General features: G+C 35.6%; 12 protein-coding genes and 1 tRNA gene. 2 read left to right on the forward strand and 11 right to left on the reverse strand.

Translation table 11 applies throughout. The features are described 5' to 3' along the window. The first annotated feature begins 28 nt into the window (after positions 1-28). The gene (locus WCQ00_02375) at positions 29-880 is read left to right on the forward strand and encodes a TPM domain-containing protein (GenBank protein MEI6042391.1); all 852 of its coding nucleotides are present in this window, start codon (positions 29-31) and stop codon (positions 878-880) included. Between the two features lie 187 nt (positions 881-1,067). Here the strand turns inward: WCQ00_02375 and WCQ00_02380 are convergent, their stop codons facing one another. Both WCQ00_02380 and WCQ00_02385 read right to left on the reverse strand, forming a co-directional pair. Continuing rightward, entirely contained in the window at positions 1,068-1,487 is a 420-nt protein-coding gene (locus tag WCQ00_02380; protein ID MEI6042392.1) for a hypothetical protein, read from the reverse strand. 152 nt (positions 1,488-1,639) lie between these two features. Beyond that, the gene (locus tag WCQ00_02385; GenBank protein MEI6042393.1) at positions 1,640-1,792 is read right to left on the reverse strand and encodes a hypothetical protein; all 153 of its coding nucleotides are present in this window, start codon (positions 1,790-1,792) and stop codon (positions 1,640-1,642) included. 204 nt (positions 1,793-1,996) lie between these two features. On the opposite strand from WCQ00_02385, the gene WCQ00_02390 reads away from it, so the two are divergent. Continuing rightward, positions 1,997-2,542: a hypothetical protein gene (locus WCQ00_02390; GenBank protein MEI6042394.1), complete on the forward strand. Its 546-nt coding sequence runs from the start codon at positions 1,997-1,999 to the stop codon at positions 2,540-2,542. A gap of 103 nt (positions 2,543-2,645) precedes the next feature. Here WCQ00_02390 and WCQ00_02395 read toward each other — a convergent pair whose 3' ends face one another. From WCQ00_02395 to uvrA, 9 genes are all read right to left on the reverse strand, one after another. After that, the gene (locus WCQ00_02395; GenBank protein MEI6042395.1) at positions 2,646-5,816 is read right to left on the reverse strand and encodes a tetratricopeptide repeat protein; all 3,171 of its coding nucleotides are present in this window, start codon (positions 5,814-5,816) and stop codon (positions 2,646-2,648) included. A 250-nt stretch (positions 5,817-6,066) separates the two neighbouring features. Next, entirely contained in the window at positions 6,067-6,861 is a 795-nt protein-coding gene (locus tag WCQ00_02400; GenBank protein ID MEI6042396.1) for a hypothetical protein, read from the reverse strand. A 97-nt stretch (positions 6,862-6,958) separates the two neighbouring features. Continuing rightward, positions 6,959-7,034, reverse strand: a tRNA-Ala gene (locus WCQ00_02405). A gap of 28 nt (positions 7,035-7,062) precedes the next feature. Further along, positions 7,063-8,127: an ATP-grasp domain-containing protein gene (locus WCQ00_02410; GenBank protein ID MEI6042397.1), complete on the reverse strand. Its 1,065-nt coding sequence runs from the start codon at positions 8,125-8,127 to the stop codon at positions 7,063-7,065. A gap of 110 nt (positions 8,128-8,237) precedes the next feature. Continuing rightward, entirely contained in the window at positions 8,238-12,269 is a 4,032-nt protein-coding gene (locus tag WCQ00_02415) for a hypothetical protein (protein ID MEI6042398.1), read from the reverse strand. Positions 12,270-12,365: 96 nt separating this feature from the next. Next, the gene (locus WCQ00_02420) at positions 12,366-17,021 is read right to left on the reverse strand and encodes an IPT/TIG domain-containing protein (protein MEI6042399.1); all 4,656 of its coding nucleotides are present in this window, start codon (positions 17,019-17,021) and stop codon (positions 12,366-12,368) included. Positions 17,022-17,095: 74 nt separating this feature from the next. Continuing rightward, a complete protein-coding gene (locus WCQ00_02425; GenBank protein MEI6042400.1) occupies positions 17,096-18,469 on the reverse strand; it encodes a GIY-YIG nuclease family protein in 1,374 nt (457 codons plus the stop codon). A gap of 90 nt (positions 18,470-18,559) precedes the next feature. Further along, positions 18,560-19,093 carry an isopentenyl-diphosphate Delta-isomerase gene (idi, locus tag WCQ00_02430; GenBank protein MEI6042401.1) on the reverse strand — a complete coding sequence of 178 codons (534 nt, stop codon included), beginning with the start codon at positions 19,091-19,093 and terminating at the stop codon, positions 18,560-18,562. A gap of 45 nt (positions 19,094-19,138) precedes the next feature. Next, the gene (gene uvrA, locus WCQ00_02435) at positions 19,139-22,072 is read right to left on the reverse strand and encodes an excinuclease ABC subunit UvrA (protein ID MEI6042402.1); all 2,934 of its coding nucleotides are present in this window, start codon (positions 22,070-22,072) and stop codon (positions 19,139-19,141) included. Positions 22,073-22,074: the final 2 nt, after the last annotated feature.

Genomic DNA, 22,074 nt, shown 5'->3' on the forward strand with positions numbered 1-22,074 from the left:
TAAAAATTCAAAATAGAAAGGTTAGCTGATGAAAATAATTTATAAGATTTTTCTAACCCTGTTATTCTCCACTTTTGTTAGTCTGGCTGAGGAATACCCCGCGCTAGTCTCTCACGTGAATGATTACAGCGGTGTACTGAAGCCGGAGGAAAAAGAAAAGCTGGAAGCAAAGCTTGTAGCTTTTGAAAAAGAAACCGGCAATCAGATCGTCATACTCACTGTCAAAAGTTTGAATGGCGACACAAAGGAAGGCTATGCAAATAAAGTCTTCAAGTTTTGGAAGCTTGGCGAAAAAAATCGCAATAACGGAGTTCTACTCCTGAATGCGACCGATGAAAAGAAAGCGCGTATTGAAGTCGGCTACGGTCTCGAAGGAGCCCTACCTGATGCAACATGCCTGAGTATTTTCAGAAACGATATGTCTCCAAACTTGAAGAAGCAGGACTTCTTTACAGCCTATGATTTAGCAACAACAAACATCATTAGTGCCACCAAGGGTGAATATAAATCTGACATTGAGTCAGCCGAGGATTCTAAAAAAGGTGGAATGCTTATGACATGTGTATTCTTTGCGGTCATTTTGTTTTTGATTACAGCTTTTCTCGGAGAATTCCATTGGTTACTTGGTGGAATTGTTGGAGCTCTTGGAGCTGTTTTGATCGCATACTTTTTAGGTACGTGGATTGTAGCACTTGGTATCATTGGATTTCTAGCAGGATCTGCATCAAATGCAATTCTAACAGGAATGTCCAATGGTTCGTCTGGTGGATACTACGGTGGAGGCGGAGGTTCCAGCTTTGGAGACTCAAGTGGTAGTGATTCATCCTTCAGTGGTGGAGGAGGAGACTCCGGTGGTGGAGGTGGTGGTGGAGACTATTAATCCCCTTCTTTCTCATCATGTACAATGTGACAAACGTCCCCGGCAGCGCGAGCTGCCGGGGATTTTACTATTGAACATTTAGGCTAGACACCACATTATGCTACTACAAAAAAACCACCTCTCAGGACAATGCCTGAGTCAGGTGGTCTATCTTCAGTTATGCGTTACTGAAACCGGACATTAAGTCTTAGCCGTAAGGCTGATGATTACCAACCCTGATGCAAATGAGTACGTAGTCATCCTCAGGCATCGCTGTGCGTTCCTCAAAAAAGAAAAATCGGATTAGACGTTCATCTTCCTTATCTTCAAATTGGTTATGAGCAAAACCGTAGGAATGGAATACAAACCACTTGTCTTCATCCTCATCATTGCAAATGAGCTTTCTTTTCTCACCTCGCTCACGCAGCAAGCCAACGATAAGACCTGCTTCAACCCGAGATGCCAGGCGATAACCTGAATCCCTAAGAGTTTCCACGATTTCATCATGAGTGATTGGAATTTCTTCCAAGCCGAGCGCCTCGAATGGATCTACAACAACCTTTGAATCCCCTTCTTGTTCCTTGTCAGTGACGTAAAGAAGATTAATTACCTCAACCTTCCTGCCCAAACGTGATGCAATCATCATGTTAAATCTGCCATCTTTAACCAGTTTCATGTCTATGTGTTTTCTATTGTTTAGCTATAATTTCACTTCGCTCACCGGAGCGAATTTTGTTCTTAACCATTTTTAGACTAACACACAATATATCCTTGGTCAAATTATCTAAGTATGAAATATGATCCAACAGCGCAGGCAATGACGAAGAATATCATTATTATGTCAGCTCCAGATCTATTCTTTACTATACCTTTATTTATTAGAAAGTTTGCTAAAGCTGAATCTGTTTGTCCTTGATTGTTGTTTGGATACATTTAATTTTGATTAAAATTACTATGTATCTATTATATCACAATTAATTTTGTCGAATAGATAGAAATCAAGGACACTAATTAATAGAAACATTACCGAAGAGTAGTACTTGTATGTATATTACCTACAGCTATTGACAGTATTATAATATTGTGTGAATATATCACTGGATTGAATTTTTTCCTTGTTCTCCACAACAATACTCAATGGCTAATTCAAAGCCAGAACAAGGTTCTCATCACCTAGAAAATATGATAATTAGAACACTGAAACCCGGAACTGTTTGTCGTGATAGCGCTACCCAATTGGAAGGGACAATCACCCATTGGCTCTGTGACATGGGCCGTCGAATTGACTACATCTTCCAACCGAAAGGTCTCAATGATGAAGGTGAACCTCTGTCTTACATCAAAATGGAGGTTGAACGTTTGGTAGTCACTGACGATATGTTCGAGGAAGTCGATGTGCCCATCGAAATTCTCGGCACACTGGTCACCGACAAGCCTAGTGGTTTTACCGGCATGGCTGTTGGGTTCATCCGTCACGTGAACGGATGCTTCCATGTTTATATCCAGCCAAAAGGCATTCTTCAGAAAACAAAAATGCCCGTGAAGAAGCTGGACTTTGACCTCCGGCAATGTAGCGGGAAGAAAATCCCCAAGATGAATGCAAAGAAGCTGGCAGCGAGCAAAGAAGAAAGTCCTTCGCCAGCCGGTTCTTCCTTTTCGTCAAGATCTTCCGTCATCCTGTAAGACGACCGGCTTCTCTCGATAATTCGCCTATTACAGTATCATTCAAACGGCCCGCTCTACGAGCGGGCCGTTTTTCAATTATTCATAAATTACATATATTCTTTTATCTCTCCTGAGTATCCCCTAAGCTAGAACACTTAGAAGTTAGAATGGCGGTAGCGTTAGATTTTTTTACTACACCATTAGAATCTACACCATTATCAAAGTCCACACTACAAGACAAAGTATGAGTACCAATATTTTTTGGAAGATCTTCAAACCCCTTTCCCCCATTTACTGTATTAGACAAAGACACACTTATTCCATCAATTGAGCATGCTTTTACAACAATTCCTGTGTAGGTTTTTTCATCTGACATAACAATAGTAGGATCTATTTGTCCAAAATATGCACATTTTTTAGTTGTTTCATTTGCCCATGGCGGATTTGATCCAAATATCATACCGCTCTTTATGTTCAAACTATCACCCAACTTAGGACAAGTTGGCGTAATATTATTTACCCAGGTTTGATCTCCCTTAAGATTTCCAGAATATATTGCTCTAACACCAAACGAGATATTTGTATTATTTAGATACTGAGAAATATCTACAGTTGTACCTGTTATAGTTTTATGTACTGACGTTAAATCAGTTTTATTTTTAACTTCAAAATCATAACTTATAGCATTTGGAACAGCATTCCAAGATAGGTTTGGAGATACACAATAGAACAATGCTTGGACCTTAGGTTTATCTGAGACATTTATAGTAACAGGTACCCAAGCTGATGAGGCTCCACCAGCAGATTCCGTAGTTTTGACTCTAAAGGTGGTAGTTCCTTTTGTACTCCATGTGTTTGATGCCTGAACTGAAACACCCGGAAGTACAGCTGTGCTTGTAGACACTTTGGCACCATCATTATTCCAGTCAAATGTATATATTAATTTAGTTTCTACAGCAGCCTGAGCAAAAACTTTTTTGAAAGAAAAAATTATTGATGCAAGAAATGAAGTATTTTCTTTTTTTGCAACAGGATTTAAATGTGATACAGCTGTGTATATTGCAGGTACTCCAAGGGTTACATCAGTAGGGCCGGTGATGGTTGGAGCTGAGGGAGTTGGTGGAGTAAGTGTACATTTAAAATTACCACTTACAATCTCGGTACTCCTATCATCAGTAGAAGACCTGGTATTGATCCACCAAACATATGAATGTCCGGGTACAGTATTAAATGAATAACTAGACCCAGGCACAGATTCATTAAATAAGTCTGGAATATTTGTTCCGTAAACTGCACCGGGATGTAAGGTTGTATCAACAGCTCTGAAATATATATTTCTATAATCAGATGCATTTGTCCAAGAAAAATTAGCTGTTCCACCATTTGCTGAACAGGAGGAGGTAGCGTTTGTTGGTGGTGCGGGATGAGGGGGACATACAAAGCTACTACCAACCGCAGGGCTCCAAAAATCAGTACCGTACTCCCTGGTGTGAATCCACCATTTGTAGGAATGACCAAGTACCGCAGTAAATGAGTAGGATGATCCCTTTATTGATTCCTTATATAAACTTTGGTTTGTTCCAGTCGGGTCAAGGGTCATATCAACCGCTCGAAAATATACAGTGTCATAGCCAGTTGCGTTTTTCCAACTAAAGTTAGCGGTAGACCCACCAGTATTAGTTGAACAACTTCCACTATATAACTCAGGTTTTGGTGGAGCTATAGCCACCGCAATACCCCAACCATTTGAGCACCCTATGTAAGAAGCATAATTAACGACTAAGTAATTGTCCCAACTAGCAGTATATGAATATAATGTCCCAAACGCACTACTATAATTAAACGAAGTATTGCCTGAATAATAAGCAATAAAAATATCACAAGCAATTCTAGTGAATTCAAAACCGTCATAGTTCCCCTCATTATCGTAGAAAAATTTATCACCTACACTACCACACATTCCAGCAACATTTTTATACGCTATTGCCTTTTTAATATTAAAAATACTTAATAATTTCTGCATAAGCAGCGGTGGCGTATGAGAAACTTCATTTCTAGGCTTAAGAAATCCTGCTTTTATTTTTTCTTTAAACTGTTCTACTAAATCTTTGTATGGCTGATAATTTAGTAAATTATTAAATTTACCACCCGCATTTTTATCAAGAGTAAGAAATAATATATTCAAATCATTCACTGGATCCTTACTTACATCCATTGCAATTTTTAAGCTAGTCACAGCTTCCTCCTTTTTATTATTCTTAGTATAGAAAATAGCCTCCTTCAAATCTGCATGACTAATTATCAAACTCCTAACTCCTTGCATCAAACCAATGTCAACTAGAGCTGCCTTTTTCTGAACCTCATAAGCTTGAATAGTTTTTTCTATATTTCCTTCTTTTGCATAAACATCAGCAATTAATCCTAATGCATATGAAAGATTTGGATAAATACTAATTGCCTTATCTAAAAATTCTAATGCTTTTGTATTATCCCCCTTCTTTATATACACATTTCCCATGACAGCATAGGCTTGGGGATAAGTGGGGTCTGCAGATATTGAACTAGATGCATAATCAAAAGCCATTTTTAAAGAACTCGTAGATGTTGAACCGATTTCAATAAGACTTAGGTTATAATATGCTTCTGCTTTTACCCTTGCGTTATCGACAGAATTAGCCACTGTAAGGAAATTTATTTTAGCATCATTTATTTTTGCCTGTCTAATATATAGTCTTCCAAGATTCATTTTTACGTCTAAGTTTGTTGAATCCAAACTATCAGCCTTAATATAATCTATCTCCGCTTTTGCAAGGTCTCCAGACAGATCATAGGCATGACCTCTATGACGTATTGCATCTACATTATTTCCATCTAAGGCGAGAGCTCTATTATACGATTCTATTGCACCTTTAAAATCACCCATGATTTCATCAGCATACCCAAGAGCAATATAACCCTTTATATTATTTGAATCCATTTTCAAAACCTGTTTTGCATAATCAAGTGCCTTTTGACCATACTCATTTTCTTTATACTCAAGACTTCCTCTTTGAGCCCAAGAAATAGAAAGAGCTAATAGTGTAGATGTGTCATTTGGATTTTTCTTCAAGGACTGATCTAACAAATCTATAGCCTTACCTAGATCGCCATTTTTGAAGGCAGTATCAACATCCAAAGAAATCACATTAAAAGCGGTTGTTCGTACTTTATTTTTATTGTAAAAATATACACCTCCTCCTACCAAAACTAGCAATAATAAAATTAGACTGAATATTATAATTTTCTTTTTCACCGGTAAATTATATCATAGAATTTATTTTATTAAACTTATTACACTCAGAATTTATTTATTCCGAACCGCCAAAGTAGCTTGTATATACAAGACAAAAGACGCCTTTTCAGCGTCTTTGTCATCTTCAGTGGACCTCATCGGAATGTATTGGGATGAAATAGTTATTGATTTACAAAATTGGCACATAGTAATGAATTCCGCTTAGAGGTTTTTGATATTAATACAATTTTTTTAAATAATTCTTGATAGATTAATTTGTTAACTTAAGTGAATCCATAATTTTGAAGAAGTCCTTTTCTTCTTGACTATTTATATCAGCCGTACTTATGATTGTTAAGCTTTGTATTTTTCCACCATTATACAACATGCTTAACTTTGAGCTTATTGGTATGGATATAAATAAATCGTTAAGTACTTTAGAATTTCTAAAGTCGGTCAGGTATGTTTTAGTTTTATCTCCTAAATAATAGAAATCTCTCTTTGATTTACCGTTTGTGGAAGTTGTTGCTTTTTCAAATGAAAGAACTACATCGGCAGGTCTTATTAGTACGAAGCTTCCCTTAGGTAAATTAGATTGAGGTAATTGAAGGTCTACAAGACTTAGTCTTTGTTGTTCTGTTAATGATAATTTTGTAATATAAATATTTTGAGAATTTTCTATTGTCCAATTTTTCTCAAAATCCTTATACTTTGAATCGGACTTCATTAAATCTGGACTTTTCTTTAAACATTCCTGAAGTTTTTGAAGAGCAATCTTTTCATCATTGTACTTTTCGATAAACATATTTGTGTCACACCCTATGGAGGCGTACGAATTCAGCATAAACAAATCTGCATCAAGTCTCTTACTCATTCCTTCAGACACATGCCATCCTAAAGGAACAGTTAATTCATATCCCAACAGACTGTTTTTATAATCAGTTGATGAAACATTGTTTGTCTTACTATTTTGTAAGTAATAATAGGTAGCACCTCCAACCACTAAAAGCAAAATCACTATTCCAATTAAAGCCATTGCGATAGATCCTTTTTGATGTTTGTTCATATAACTAAAGTATAGCAGGAATATCAAAATAATTGGAACCGTAGAATAGCTTGTACCTTCAAAGTAAAAGACCTCGTCTCATCGACGAAGTCTCCTTTGGTGGACCCGACAGGACTCGAACCTGCCACCCCCTCAGTGCAAGTGAGGTGCTCTACCAGATGAGCTACGGGCCCGTAATATTTGGTTGAAAGTATTATAGCTTTATTTCTTTCCCATTGCAAGCTTCAAAACATGGCCAAGAAACTCATGCGCCTTGACCCCAACTGAGCCAAGAGACTTGAATAATGTAGCTTCTTCTTGAAGTGATGGCTGGGTATTAACCTCGAGCAAATAGACACCTCTTTTTGGATGAATTAGAAAATCGAAAGTTCCATAATGTCTTAGGTTAAATGACTCCTTAACGCTTCTCATAGCATTCTCAATAATTCCCTTTTCTTCCTCTGTTATCATAGCAGGAGCCTCATAATTGTAAATTCCTGAAGTTTTTGAAGCCCAATCAAAGTGCCCAGTTCCTGTACCTATATTTGATAACTCCCCATCATTATTTAAAACACCTGATGTTGAAGTTTTTTCATGTCTAACCTGAACAGGTACTGTATTGTACAAATCTTGTCCTCTAAAGTCTTCAATGAATCCTGAAATAATTTCTTTTCCAGTTAAATACTCTTCAACCACAATTTCCTCACTAAAGCCTCTTGTGTGCTCAAGGGCTTTCATTAATTCTGTAAAATTATGCGCGATAGAAATCCCCAAAGATGATCCAGAACTTCTAGGTTTAATAATTACAGGCATTGGAAAACTTTTGAATAAGTCATGAGCAACTGGTTCAACGTCTTCATCTAATTTTATATTTACCTCTTTATAAAATGGAGATTTAATTCCAAGATTCTTAAAATTCTCTTTTGCGAGTGCCTTATTTAAAGCCATTGCAGACCCCAAACCTTTTGTTCCAGTATATGGTTTTGCAAAAGAATCCAAAACACTTTGCAATCTTCCGTCTCCACCATACGCTCCATGCATTGCATTAAATAGTACATCTACCCTGCTAACTGCCTCCTCAGGCGACACAGGAGCTCCTGAAATATGCCATACCCCATCTCTATCGACAAAAATATCAACAGCATTATATTCCTCACACAAAGGCTCTTTTTTTAGCAAATTCAAAATATGCTTACCTGTAGTTAGAGATATATCATATTCCTGTGAAGGTCCACCTCTCAGTACTCCAACGGTAGTTTTCTTTCCAGATTTAAATCCAATTGTCATATATGAAGTATAGCACGATGAAAGCGAGTGGAATGTGGCCTTATCCACAAAAAAACAGCGCGTGCATTTAAATGCGCGCGCTGTTTTTATATTTCCCTACTATTTAAATATTAATTCTCTATTGTCACGGGCACTCTAGAACACCTAAATGACTTTGTTATAGGTTCTGATCTAAGAACTTTTGGAGGAGTACCATTACCTTTGATTATAGCCTGACAAGTAATCTTGTGCTGGCCAACAATTGCGCTAATTTTACTAGTCACAGATGGAATTGTCTTATTATCCATTGTACAAACAGTGTACTTTGGAGCATTTGAATTGATTACTAAATCTACAGAACATTTTGATGTAACCTCGTTTGCATAAGGATTCAATAGCTTAGCAGTCATAGTCAACTCTGGTGGATTACATGCAGCAACTGTGAATAATGGGTCATCTGCTAGCTGTATACCGTCAATATGAGGACATTTATCCAAGCTTACTTCACCATCACATGACCTAGCACAAATCTTTTTGTCTGAACAGTACTTAAGCCCAACTCCACATCCAACTGAACAGGTCGCTACAGTACTTGACGCTCCAGAACATGACCATCCCCATTGTTTTGCTGATGAATTTGTAGCACTTACTGGATTAATAGCAAAAGATCCAGCAACAAGATTCTGTCCCTCTGGACAAAGAAGATTGCTCTTAGATTGATCAAGTGATCCACCTTCACCAATAACAGGTCTAAGACAACCAGCTGGGCAGCTGCCGCCTGGACAGTTAACGCTAATTGTATCGCATTTAGCTTCATCAATAATTACATTATTTAATAGCACCTGTAGTGTCGCCACCTTGTCTCCCTGGGCTGTGTATTTTAATGTTCCTGATTTTTTATCTGAAACAACTGGATCTGCAGATGCATCTCCAAAATCCCAGAAGTAACTCAAAAGTGACGGGTCACCAGAAGTTGCATAGGATGCTTCATACTCAAGAGGTTGGTTTACTGGAATATTACTAATTGCACCACCTGTGCTATTTTTGAATGCGCAACTCAATAGATCTGTACATTTTTCTTGACCATCACCCAATTGTTCAAATGTCCATTTTGATTGAGCTGCTGCACAAGTAGTCTTGTTGCTTGCACAAGCTGGTATTGCAGGAGATACCTGATTTTCATTAAAATCTCCAGGATAATTTACCCCCTGATAATAACAAAGATTTGAGTCCATGAGACCAAGTTCAGTTATGTCTACTGATGATCCAGAATAGTCAGTTTTTTTACCACTATACCAACTTGAAATTGTTACTGTACAAGCACCATCATATGAACCATTTATGTAATTTGCTTTTCTTCCATAGTTTGAAATCATTTTTTGTTTTGCTTGACCCTTTCTAAAATCAAATAGCTTATATCTTGTATTTATCCATGCAGTACCATTTGCATCTACAACCACATAAAAAGGAGCTGTTGCATTTGCAGCTTGAATATCCGGGGACTTCTCACAAACGTTAACAGAAAGACTTACAGTACCTCCACTTTTTTTATTATTACCACTTGACCCAACAGAAGCGGCGTTTGTATATGTAGATACACTATTTGAAAAAGACGTATGCTTTGGATTTGCACACATTACTAGGCTACTTAATACGGTTGGAGTTTTAAACATAACATCAACTTCACTCAATGGTATATTTCTACAAGAAGTTACACCAGCCTTTGTCTTTAACTTGTAACCAACCTCTTGTATTTTTACTTGAGCAGTTGTGAATTTTGAATCATGACCAGAAAACTGACTTGTCGCAGTAATGGTATCTCCACCATCATATGTAACAACATGCTTATTTGTTTTATATGAATATGGAATGTATGAAGCCTGATCTTTTCTGCCATAAACAAATTCAGTGTAAGCGTATTCCTTATCAGTCCAATTTGAATTCATAAGGTCGGTTACTATATAAAAAGCATCGCCTCTGACAATGTCAGGTATTTCATTTTTTATATTTAATGCAACACTGCCTCCCGCATTGGATGTGGATGTTGTAACAGCCTTTCCGATTGACGTTATAGATCCTCCACTAACTGGAGTTGAATCAAACGTACAACCACCAAGAGTTTTCTTACAACTCCAAGTACCTAAATTACCCTTATCACATTGTGTTTTTCCCTCTGTAAATGAAGTATCACACGATGGAATAATATCTGTAGAATCACTCACGGGAATCACTGCCCCCGCTATCTGATTCCAAGGCACAGCAACCACAATTGGCTGAGTTACTTTTTTAATAACATATGTATCAATTGCACCATTTTTTAAGGCTACATAAAATGTAAAATTATACACGCCTGGCGTAGTTGGAGCTGTATACATAGTGGAAGCAGAAATTTGCTTCGAAGCACTAAATGTCATTTTACCAATTGAAATATCAGCTAAGGACCAGTTATTCCAATTATCACCAGCTGGTGGTAATAAATAATATAGATCTCCAGCGCTCTCCTTTTTGTTCATTGCAAATCCCCCTTTGGTTATATATGTCATTGGATCTGCATTAAAATTTACAGGGAAGGATCCACCTGGACTATAAATTGCAATATCACCAGGTAATGGAGATGACATACTTGTAATAATATCTAAACCCAAAAATGATGACAACTTGGGATCAACAATATACTGGGTTGTTCTACTACGAGACATAAATCCAGCTGAAGTAGTAGTCACTTGTGCACCAGCAGAAGCAACTGTCTCAACACTGTAGGCCTTAGTATCACCATATGATAAAGCAGAAAACATCATCAAAGCTATAACTACCGCTATTTTTTTATCCATGAATTTTCTTTTCTTTAATAGAGTAATACCCAAAATTAGTAGTATAAGAGCGATAATCTCTCCTATTATATATATCATAGGATATGACTGCTTAACTGGATACATTTCATTGACCTCTTTTTCTGATGGTAAATTATTTGAGTACGTACCTAGTATTTTTCCTGAAGCACCTTTTATTTCTGTACTAATATATAAATTTTCTGCGTCTATTTTAGCAACCAATGGTAAATTAAAATTACCAATTTCATTACTCAAATCTATAGGCAATGATTCATCGGCAACAACAGCGTCACTTTCATCTGTAACAATAACGTGTACTGTTGACGATTTCAGTTCAGAAGATATATCAGCACCACTTTCTGGTTCAAAAATTTCATAATCGAAAACTAAATTGAATTTACTATTTTTTGATGGAGACAAAACGTCAGAATTTACAGATTTTAAATTAATCAATAATCCATCAATTCTGTAATCAACCTTAATTGAATTCGCAACTTGAGTTTGTTGGGTACCTTCTGAAGACTGCGAGGAAAAAGATATTTTTGCAATATATTCCGCAGGACTGAAATCTGCAGTTGGAATTTCTACAGTGTATTTTCCGTTTTCATTTTTTAATTGACTGAGATCAAAAGATTTTGAAATAGGGCTTCCAACATTATTAGATGAAATATCTAGCATTATATTTGTCTTTAAATCCATTGGTAAAACAAATGAAACAACTAATTTATCACTAGCTCCAATTACAAGCCCATAATCTTTGATGTAAGATACGCCATTTTTAGACACAGCAACATCCGATGGTTCAATTATTCCAGCTACAGGCTCTCCTTGTATATATATTTTTTGAACAGCGCTTGCAATTAATGTACCATCCTTTAAGTAAATTTTAACTGATAAATATCTATCCCCGTATATTGTATTAGGTAGTGAATAATTGAAGGAAACATCTCGCTTTGAATTTGCTTTAATGTAAGACAATGGCTTTTTAGCAGCATCTACATCAATATCTTTTCCAAGCTTATCTACAATATTAATTGAATAAAATGTATCTGAAACATCTGTATTACCAATGTTTGAAAGTGTAAAAGTACCAGATACATTCTTGCCAACGTAAAACTCTTTTTCAGTTAAGTTAATTGGAAAAACATACAACTGTGCAGCTGCAATATTTTCAGTTTTAACTGACGCAGGGTTAACTGGCGAAGATTGCGCATGAGTTGAGTTTGTACCAAGGGCGACAATAATAAATAAATAACAAAAAACAATAAATAATGGGCTACGATTGTTTTTTTTACTCGCATTTACACCAAATATTTTTAAAGAAAATTTCATGTCTTAATTATAGCAGGTAGATAAGCAACGTCTATATTAAATACACTATTATGTGTATAACATAATAGTGTATTTAATATATAGATTATTTTTTGATTACTTCTCTATAACAGTTGGAACTTTTGAACACTTGGCTTCTACAGATGGATATGCTAATACAATAGAGTTTGTATTAGAACTGCTTGCTGTAATCTCACAAGATAATTTATGCTTACCTATTCCAAACTGCAAGCTGGAAATTGAAAACGGTATCTCGGCCGTCACCTTGAATGGAGCCGCTCCTATTGGAACAGTTTTGCCATCTACAGAACAAGAATTAACAGTTATGTTTGTGTAAGTATCCAGAGGTATATCATTCTTTGCTGTTTTTATTGTTGCATCAATTTTTCCTGAGAAATTACATTTACCACTTATTTTTGCCCATGAAGGATTAGCTGAAAATGTCATACCATCCAGAATTACAACATCAAGATCCGTATTAACAGGAGGTACTACAACAGTACACGAGGAACTATCGCGAATTGGAACTGTTGCTGATATTGTTAGTATATTACTTGGAGCAGACGATTTTGACGTATCTGGATCAGCAAAACTTGTTGGTCCATATGCATATAATTGATAACGATCTCCATTTGCAAAGTCTGTTCCAAGAGAAATACTTGTTACAGAACCACTAATGACATCATTAATTATGGAATCATTCTTGTTCAAAGAATAAAAATTTGACAGTGCTCCGTCAGATCTATAGGTCTTATTCCATGATAATGTTAGATTACCAGAACAAATTTTACTTGTTGACAAAGAAGGGGTTCCATAAGTGTAGTCTGCGGCTGGGTCGACAACAGTAATTGGAAATGTAGTCCATGGAGACTTTGAGTCAGTCAAAGTGTCCACTGCAGCAACCCTAATCTGTGTTGTCGTAGCTTCAGTCCAAATATGCGTTGATGATGCATGTGATCCATAAGCAAAATTGTCAGTTTGCCCTGGGCTCGCACCACCACCCCAATCAATCATATAATGAACAGTTTCCTCCGGTCCACTTTGCGCAAAAAGTTTCTTAATTCCAAATATTATTGACCCTAACATTGAGCTATTTGTGTCATTTTTTGCGACTTTTTTAGCAGGAGAAAACATCTCATATATATTTACATCACCAATATTTACAGTTGATGATCCAGTAATAGTAGGAGCTGCTGGAGTATGATCAGCATCAACAGGTGTTATATTAACCTTGAGTCTATACGTAGCATTTTTAAAAAGTATATCTTCGGGGTAAAAATAATGTACATAGGAAGAAGTTGCTGCCCGAGGGTCGATGGACAGGTATCTATAATTATCCGAATCATAACATTTATTATCTAATGAACTGTAGTACGGTGCAGAATTAGGACAACCAACAACATTTTTATCAATAGCACTCTTAGAAAAGTACATGTATGGACAATTTGTATTATTTGGAATACATACTGGTGCATTTTTTACAACATAAGTACTATAAGGATCCACAGCTTTATTAACCTCTTTGGTAGTCATCGCAAACAAAGGTACGCCGTTTGTCCTACATATTCCATTTGATCTTTCTGTATCGGTCTGCTCACCATAATATTGCCTTCCGTAAATTGGAGAATAGTAAATGAAAATTGATTTAGTTCCAGCTGCTGTTGGCGAACAAGTTGTCTGGTTAGAATCACATAACCAATTAGCTGCATCTAAATTTTTCAGAGGTGGCTGACTATATTGATTTAACGTTGTAGTTGAAAGAAGGGCTGATGGGTTACTATATCGATTAGAATCAAAAAAAACTGTATCTATGAATGATAATTTATGTTCAGGTGGGGTAACTGATGTTTGTACAAACTCATCAACATTTGGAAGTATAATGTCAGCTTCTCTAGGATTATAAATTGGGGGTACACTACACCAGGTACTGATTCTGTATGTTAATTCGTCATGAGAAAGTATATTCATACGCCTACTATTTAAACTTGTATCCTTATATTGATACAGGCCTCCAATTTTACATTCAGAATAAGGAGGAAATGGGCCATCAGGAAAACCCCTATCTCTATCATAATCCCATGCCTCTGATAATACTGTAATTGGTTTTATACATCTTCCCGCAGAATCTTCTCCGTTATAATATGAAACAAGAGAATAACCACTTGGACAATATACTTTTACGCTTGTACTGTTAATTGGCGCTGAACCAACATGAACTAATTCACTAGGAACATTAGCAACATAATCGGGATATATATCCACAAGATCTGTATTATAACCGTATGAGTTAGTAAAGTTGATACCATTAGAAGAGTACGAAGACATAACTCTTCTAAGGTGATACGGCCAATCACCACTTGGGCTATAAATTATATCTAAATAATGACCCAGTTGAAGAACTGGTGGCCTACTTAAGCCAACGGGATCCCACTGCCAAACAGAGTAATCTTGAGGAGATCGTTCATGAATCTCATTGTTTTTATCATATGACACAGCATCCATTCTGTCTCTTGTTAAGATATAGTTTTTATCAGAACAAACATTATTAGTAGAATTAGCGTCAGTCACCCAACTAGCACTATTAGGACTTGATGGGTAATTTGAAAATGATAAATTGTCACTTGAAGACGCCTTATCAAAATTAAAATGAATTTTATCTCCAATTGATATAGAGGGTATTGTTATTGAATCATCCAATACTCTTCCGTAATCATCATAAATAACAGAAGGATACCTAACTACAAGACTACTCCAATTTGAATTTTTTGGTATTTCTCCAATAGCAGAAAAGGTACTATATTTACCAAGCAATGAAGGCCATGTTTCTCTATCTACCATTTGATAAAACTGCTTATTGTCAAGGAAATTATCTTGTTGGCTAAAGTAGGTGTGTCCTAAATACTGGGTAGTAAAAAGCTGGTAATTTATCCCTGTTGAAATCTGAACATCGTTATAGGCCCAATCTAAATGCCTAACAATAGGCGGTTCAAGGTGGACTCCCTTCTCTTCCTCATAATAAAAAGCATTAACAACACTAGTAATCTTATGCCCCCAACAAGAACCCTTAACACCAACATCTCTCCACCCAGGAGACTCCGGTGGTACATTAAATGTAATAGACGTTTTAGATGAATTAATAGTAAAATTATTAACCATCTTATAACCCATCAGCACAGACTCAATATTATCAAAATCAGAACCAGTGATTGTGACAGTGATTGGGCTACCTGCTGTAGTCAGGCCCGTTTTATAACCATAATTAGGAGATATATTTGTAATATTTGGATTACATGCATCTGCATATACTTTTGTATTAGTTGAAAAAAGTATCAAAAGAACTAAAAGAAACATCATATTCCTGTTACTTCTATTTTTTTTAATTTTTAGCAAGAACATTTGTATATTTTTGAATTTTGTTACTAATAAGAATAATATCAAGATACAAAAAATGACAAATACAACATTTAACCACATTTTAGTTGAGACTGGTCCCTTATCAAACATACTACAGATTGAGGGATCGATAATATTACAATCATATGGAATATAAACTTCATCGGTTAATTTTTCACCACTGTATAAAGTCGCATGAATTTTGAAATTTCTATAACCAGATTTTGGACTAAATTCTTGCGACACAGATTGTGAAGTATTTTTTATTTTTCCATTATATTGATAAGACATTACAGGATTAAGACTATTCACATCCAAAATTTCAAGATTCAATTTTACATCAGATTGAGTGTCAATACTTGATGTATTACGAAAGCATGCAATTATTTTGCTCTTCTGACCTGACCCTAACGGAAAAGTATTTGATGATATAAAATTAAATCTTGGCATCAAATCAACACCTCTAACAAAATTAACTCCTAAAATGGATTTACTATCCTTATATTTCAAAACTGATTCTACGTAATATATTGAAGCAGAAGTGTCATTTACAACAACAGGGATATTAATTGTCTTTCCGGCTTCAATTATTAAAATATGCTTCTTTGTACTAATTTTATTTTCTGGCGACTGAGAGTCATATTTGAAAATATTAATCTCTGCATTCACAGCCTGTCTTGCTTTGGTAGTATTTGTAACTGGCACAGATATAGTTACAGTTCCTGTTGCGCTTTCAAAATCCGATTGTAACTGAGTTGTCAAATATTTTTTATTATTTATCTTTATACCTATTTTATTGAAAAATACACCTGTATTCTGCTGGCTCTTAACATTTAGATTTACAATATCACCTGGTGTGTTAGTACTTAAGTTTCCGCCTAAACTAAATCTATTTCCTGATATGAAGTATGTAGTTAATTTAAAGTCTCCACCGATAGAGTAGGCTGGTATAGCCCAAGTAAAGTCTACTGGTATTTTTTGACCAACCTTTAGAGTAATGTTATCTTTGATAACAAAAGTATCTAAAATATCAGGCCCGTTACCATCATCCTTAATTTTTGGCCTTATTATTTTTGCATATAATTTACCTTCAACTACTGGAAACTTATTATCGTTCTGTATATATCCAACAAAATCAATACTGGAGCCGGCTGATGCCCCGATGATTTTTGGATGCATACTAATCGAAACTCCATTGCTATTATATTCTGAGCACAATGCCTCCGTAGTTGTTGCTGTAAAAGTATTTGATGATGCCGCATGCGCTATGTGTGAAATTTCTTGATTTAAAATTAACACGGAAAATATGGAGGCGCAAAATAAAGAAAACGCAATTGCCTTTTTATAGGAAGAATTCATGACTTAATTATAGCAGGTAGGTTAATATCCGTCCACATAAAATTCAATATTTTGTGTATAAAACTTCTGGCTACTTATTCAAGAAAACTCTTTGACCTTCTGTTTTTATGAAAAGTGATTGCAAATCTGTGTGCCTCCGCATTTATTTTTATTAGTTGATCTTTTAGAATTTTTTTATCAAAACTCTCCCAGTTCTTTTCAATCAAAAACAATACATCTTTGGCCTTATGTTTATCATCTTTTACAATACTGCAAAATAGCGGTAAGCTTAGTGTTTGTGCTCCTGCGGGATGCGCTAGAACTTGTGAAATTTTTGACTCAGACATTGATTCACTCCAAGACTTATATCCACGTTTCAATTGAACTTCATTTCCATCAAGTACAACAATATTGGGAGTTTGCCAGTCTGAATGTTTAATCCGTCTATTAATCACTTCCTCAAGCGCCCCGGCATCATTTGCTTTATCAAAGTTATTTATAATAAATTTTCTATATTGATTATTTGCAAATCCACCATTCTCCATAACAACCATTACACCCACCATTTCTTTTCCTGACATATGAGCTATGTCATATGCTTCAATTCTTATATTTTTTACTAGACCTTTCTCGTCCGTCGTAGACCCACCAATCATCACATCAGTTAAATTTGGGTTTTTAATCAGGGAAACATCTTGAATATGATTTAATGCAAAAATTGTTCTTTTTATTTTTCCAGCTTTTTCAAACTCTTTTTCCTTTGCAAGAGATAGCATCTGTTTTTCAAGACTCTTAATAAGTGCAGGTTTGCGACCTTCAAAAAATAATTTAATATTTTTTATTTCCATAGCATAATCCTTTTTGGAAATCTCACCTGAGCAAACACCTGGACATAGACCTATTGTTCTATTAAAACAAGGCTTGGATTTGTTTGATATTAATCCATCCTTGGGGACAATTTTATTTTCATCATATGGCGTACATTTATCTCTAAAAGGAAATATTTTTCTAATTAGCCTAAGAGCCTCTTTTAATTCTCCACCATATGGAAAAGGCCCAAACACTTCCTTGTATTTTGTCTCCTTATCTTGCTCAAGACTCCTTCCTCTAATAACTAGAATTCTTGGAAAGTCCTCCTCCGTTATAACAACATAATTATAACTTTTATTATCCTTATCTTTTGTATTATATTTTGGTTGATTCTCTTTTATGTATTGAGCTTCTAAAAGTAAAGCCTCTAGAACAGAATCAGTTTTTATAAATTCAATTTTATCTGAAATGGTAACCATATCAACAAGTAGACGTCCTCTTGTTTTTATTAAATCATCAGAGAAGTAGCTTCTAACACGTTGTTTTAGGCTCGTTGCCTTTCCAACATATAGCAAATTCTTCCCATGCTTAAAAAGATAGACTCCTGGAGAATCCGGTAGTTTTGGCAAAAATGATTTTTGAAAGTCTTTTTTGTTCATATTTTTTACTTTGGGGATCCACGCACTCTTTTTTGAATATAAGGCTTAATATGGATGTCCTTGCACCTACATTATACACCTGCTGTCAATTTATTTTAATTTCGAAATCTCATCCAAAAAACTTTGATCTTTTAAAATAATTTTCAGCCATTCTGTATATGCATCAGGATTAGCATTTGCATCGTCAATTAAATCCTGTATTGCAATCCACTTGAAATCTTCAACTTCCTCAGGGTCAGGTATTGGTGTAGATTCACTTTTTCCAAAGAAGACATGGTCAGTTTCATTTTCAAATAATTGATTTTCTAATTCTACTTTGTAAGTAAAATTAAATATTTTTTTAAGTTCCGTATCAAAACCCATTTCTTCCTGAAGTCTTCTGTGCGTAGCAACATTTATTTCTTCTTCATAATTTGCATGACCACAACATGTATTTGTCCATAAACCACCAGAGTGATATTTTTCTTTATTTCTTTTTTGAAGAAGTAATTTGCCTTCATCGTTGAAAATAAAAATAGAGAACGCCTCATGCAAAACCCCAAGCTTATGAGCCTCAAGTTTTTCAATACTGCCAATTCTGTTTCCTTCAGTATCCAATAAGTTTATTAGTATTTGATTAGTCATTTTTTTATTTATGGTCAGACCCCGTGGCGCCTAACCTCAACTCAATTATTTATGCCACTTCTTAAGAACCATATTTAGGTGTTGTCCTGTATAGCTATTTGTATTATTAGCTACCTCCTCTGGAGTTCCAACGGCGACAATCTTACCACCCTTGTCCCCGCCTTCTGGGCCAATATCGATAATATAATCTGAACATTTTATAATATCCATATTGTGTTCAATCACAACAACCGTGTTTCCCTTTCTCACAAGGCGCTTAAGAATTTCTATTAATTTACGAACATCCTCATAATGCAAACCAATTGTAGGTTCGTCCAAAAGATAAATTGTTTTTTGAATATGCTCTCTATAAAGTTCTGCAGAGACTTTCACACGCTGTGCTTCTCCACCAGAGAGTGTTGTTGCAGATTGTCCAAGCTCTAAATATCCAAGACCAACTTCTTGTAAAGTTTTTAGTCTATCATAAATTGATGGAACCTCTTCAAAAAAAACAATAGCTTCTTCAATGGTCATTCTCAGAATATCGTAAATATTTTTATTCTTATATTTAACCTCAAGAGTTTCTTTCATGAATCTCTTTCCATTACATATATCACATGTTACGTACACGGTTGGAAGGAAATGCATTTCAACTTCTATCATTCCATTTCCTTGGCAGTTTTCACATCGCCCTCCTTTAACGTTAAAACTGAAACGGCTTGATTTCCACCCTCTAGCACGAGATTCTATTGTCTCTGCAAACAAGTCTCTAATGTGAGTGAAGGCACCTGTATATGTTGCAGGGTTTGATCTTGGTGTTCTTCCGATTGGAGATTGGTCAATTAAAACAGTTCTTCCCAAATATTCTGTTCCAGAGAAGCTTGCACAATTATAAATGTTTGCACTTCTATGATCACGATCAAGGCGAGCAAGCAAGTTCTTGTGCAAAACTTCATAAACAAAAGTTGATTTTCCTGATCCAGAAACTCCAGTTACCGATGTCATTCTACCAAGTGGTACATCAACATTTTGATTTTTAATATTATTAACTGTAGCTCCTACGATTTTTATCCAGCCGTTATTTTCATCTCTTCTTCTTTCTGGAAGCTCAATAACCTTTTCTCCCCTTAGATACTCCAGAGTTACTGAGTTTGATTCATTTGTTTTTGATGTTAATAGCTTATCAAGCCAACCAGCAGCAACAACGTGCCCACCATGAACTCCAGCACCAGGCCCAATATCAACTAGGTAGTCTGCTGCAAAGATTGTATCTTCATCATGCTCAACAACAATCACAGAGTTACCCATGTCACGCAGCTGTAAAAGTGTTTTAATTAAACGGTCATTATCACGCTGGTGAAGTCCAATTGTAGGCTCGTCTAATACGTACATTGCTCCAACAAGACCAGATCCTAATTGTGATGCAAGTCTTATACGTTGTGCTTCTCCACCAGAGAGTGTGTTAGCACGTCTATCAAGCGATAGATATTCTATTCCAACATTCTCCATGAATTTTAATCTTGAGACAATTTCTTTAATAACAATTCTTGAAATTTCTTCTTCCGTTTGAGTAAGTGGAATTGTCTCAAAGAATTTAATAGAATTTTGAATTGTCATCTTTGTTAAATCAACAACATTTATATTCTTCTTATCCTTTCTATCTACTCCAAGAGTATCAATTACAGAATCCATTTCTGTAGCTGATTTCAAAAAAACGTGAAGAGCTTCAGGACGCAGACGCGCTCCATGACAAACCTTACAAGGATCCTTAACAAAAAATTCTCGAGTTCCTAGACCATTACATTCAGGACATGCTCCATATGGAGAGTTGAAAGAGAATAATCGAGGTTCAACTTCTGGGAATGAGAATCCATCGTGTGGACACATAAACTTTGAAGAAATTAAGTGGCCAACTTGAGCCTCAGCAGCATCCCCCTTTGGTTTAGATTTCTTTTTTGCTTTTACTTCCCCATTTGGTCCAACTACGGTTGTACTATTGGCTATTGCTTCATCAGCGTCACTTATTATTCTTATAAGACCATCTGCTTCTTGTAATGCCTTTTCTACGGCCTCGTTAAGACGTTCTCTAAAGCTTGCTGAATTATCGCCAATTTCTGAAATATAGAATTGATCAACAAGAACATCGATATTATGCTTCTTTGTTTTTGATAGAATAATTTGTTGACGGAGATTTTTTATAACACCATCAACTCTCACCTCCTCATATCCCTTTCCAAGAAGGTCATAAAGCATTTGATAATATTCACCCTTTCTTCCAATTACAACAGGTGCATAAATTTTGAACATTGCTTTATCGATATCTATTCCCATTACACTTTGACTCTTTGTTGCATCAGTTGATACGGTATTGAAAATCGTTGTAAGTATTTCTTCTTTAGAAAGTTTTTTAATTTCTCTTCCACATTCTAGACAATGAGGCTTTCCAATTCTTGCAAAAAGAATTCTAAGGTAGTCATAGATTTCTGTGATAGTTGCTACAGTTGAGCGAGGATTATTTGATCTTGATTTTTGATCAATAGAAATTGCAGGAGAAAGTCCAATAATCTCATCTACATCTGGCTTTTGTAATTGACGTAAGAATTGTCTGGCATATGAAGAAAGTGATTCAATATATCTACGTTGTCCTTCTGCAAAAATTGTATCAAATGCAAGAGATGATTTTCCAGAACCAGATAGCCCTGTGATTACAACCATTTTATTTCTTGGCATATCAACTGTGATATTTTTAAGATTGTGAGTTCTGGCACCTCTTATGCTTATTATATCTCCAGTAAGAGTTGGGTTGTTCGGAGTGCCATAATGCGCCCCATGATTTATATCATGAACAAGGGTACCTATATGTGCTCCTGTTTTTATTGCTGCACTGGGATTATTTTTAGCGATTTTATCCGCAAGCTGTTTTGACTTACCACTAACAACAGGGCTTTTTAGGCTCTTTTTCTTAGGCTTATCTTCAGCATTATTTAATGATTTTGTCATGT

The organism is bacterium, from assembly GCA_037127815.1.
GTDB lineage: Bacteria > Patescibacteriota > Minisyncoccia > Phycocordibacterales > CAIZLB01 > CAIJKW01.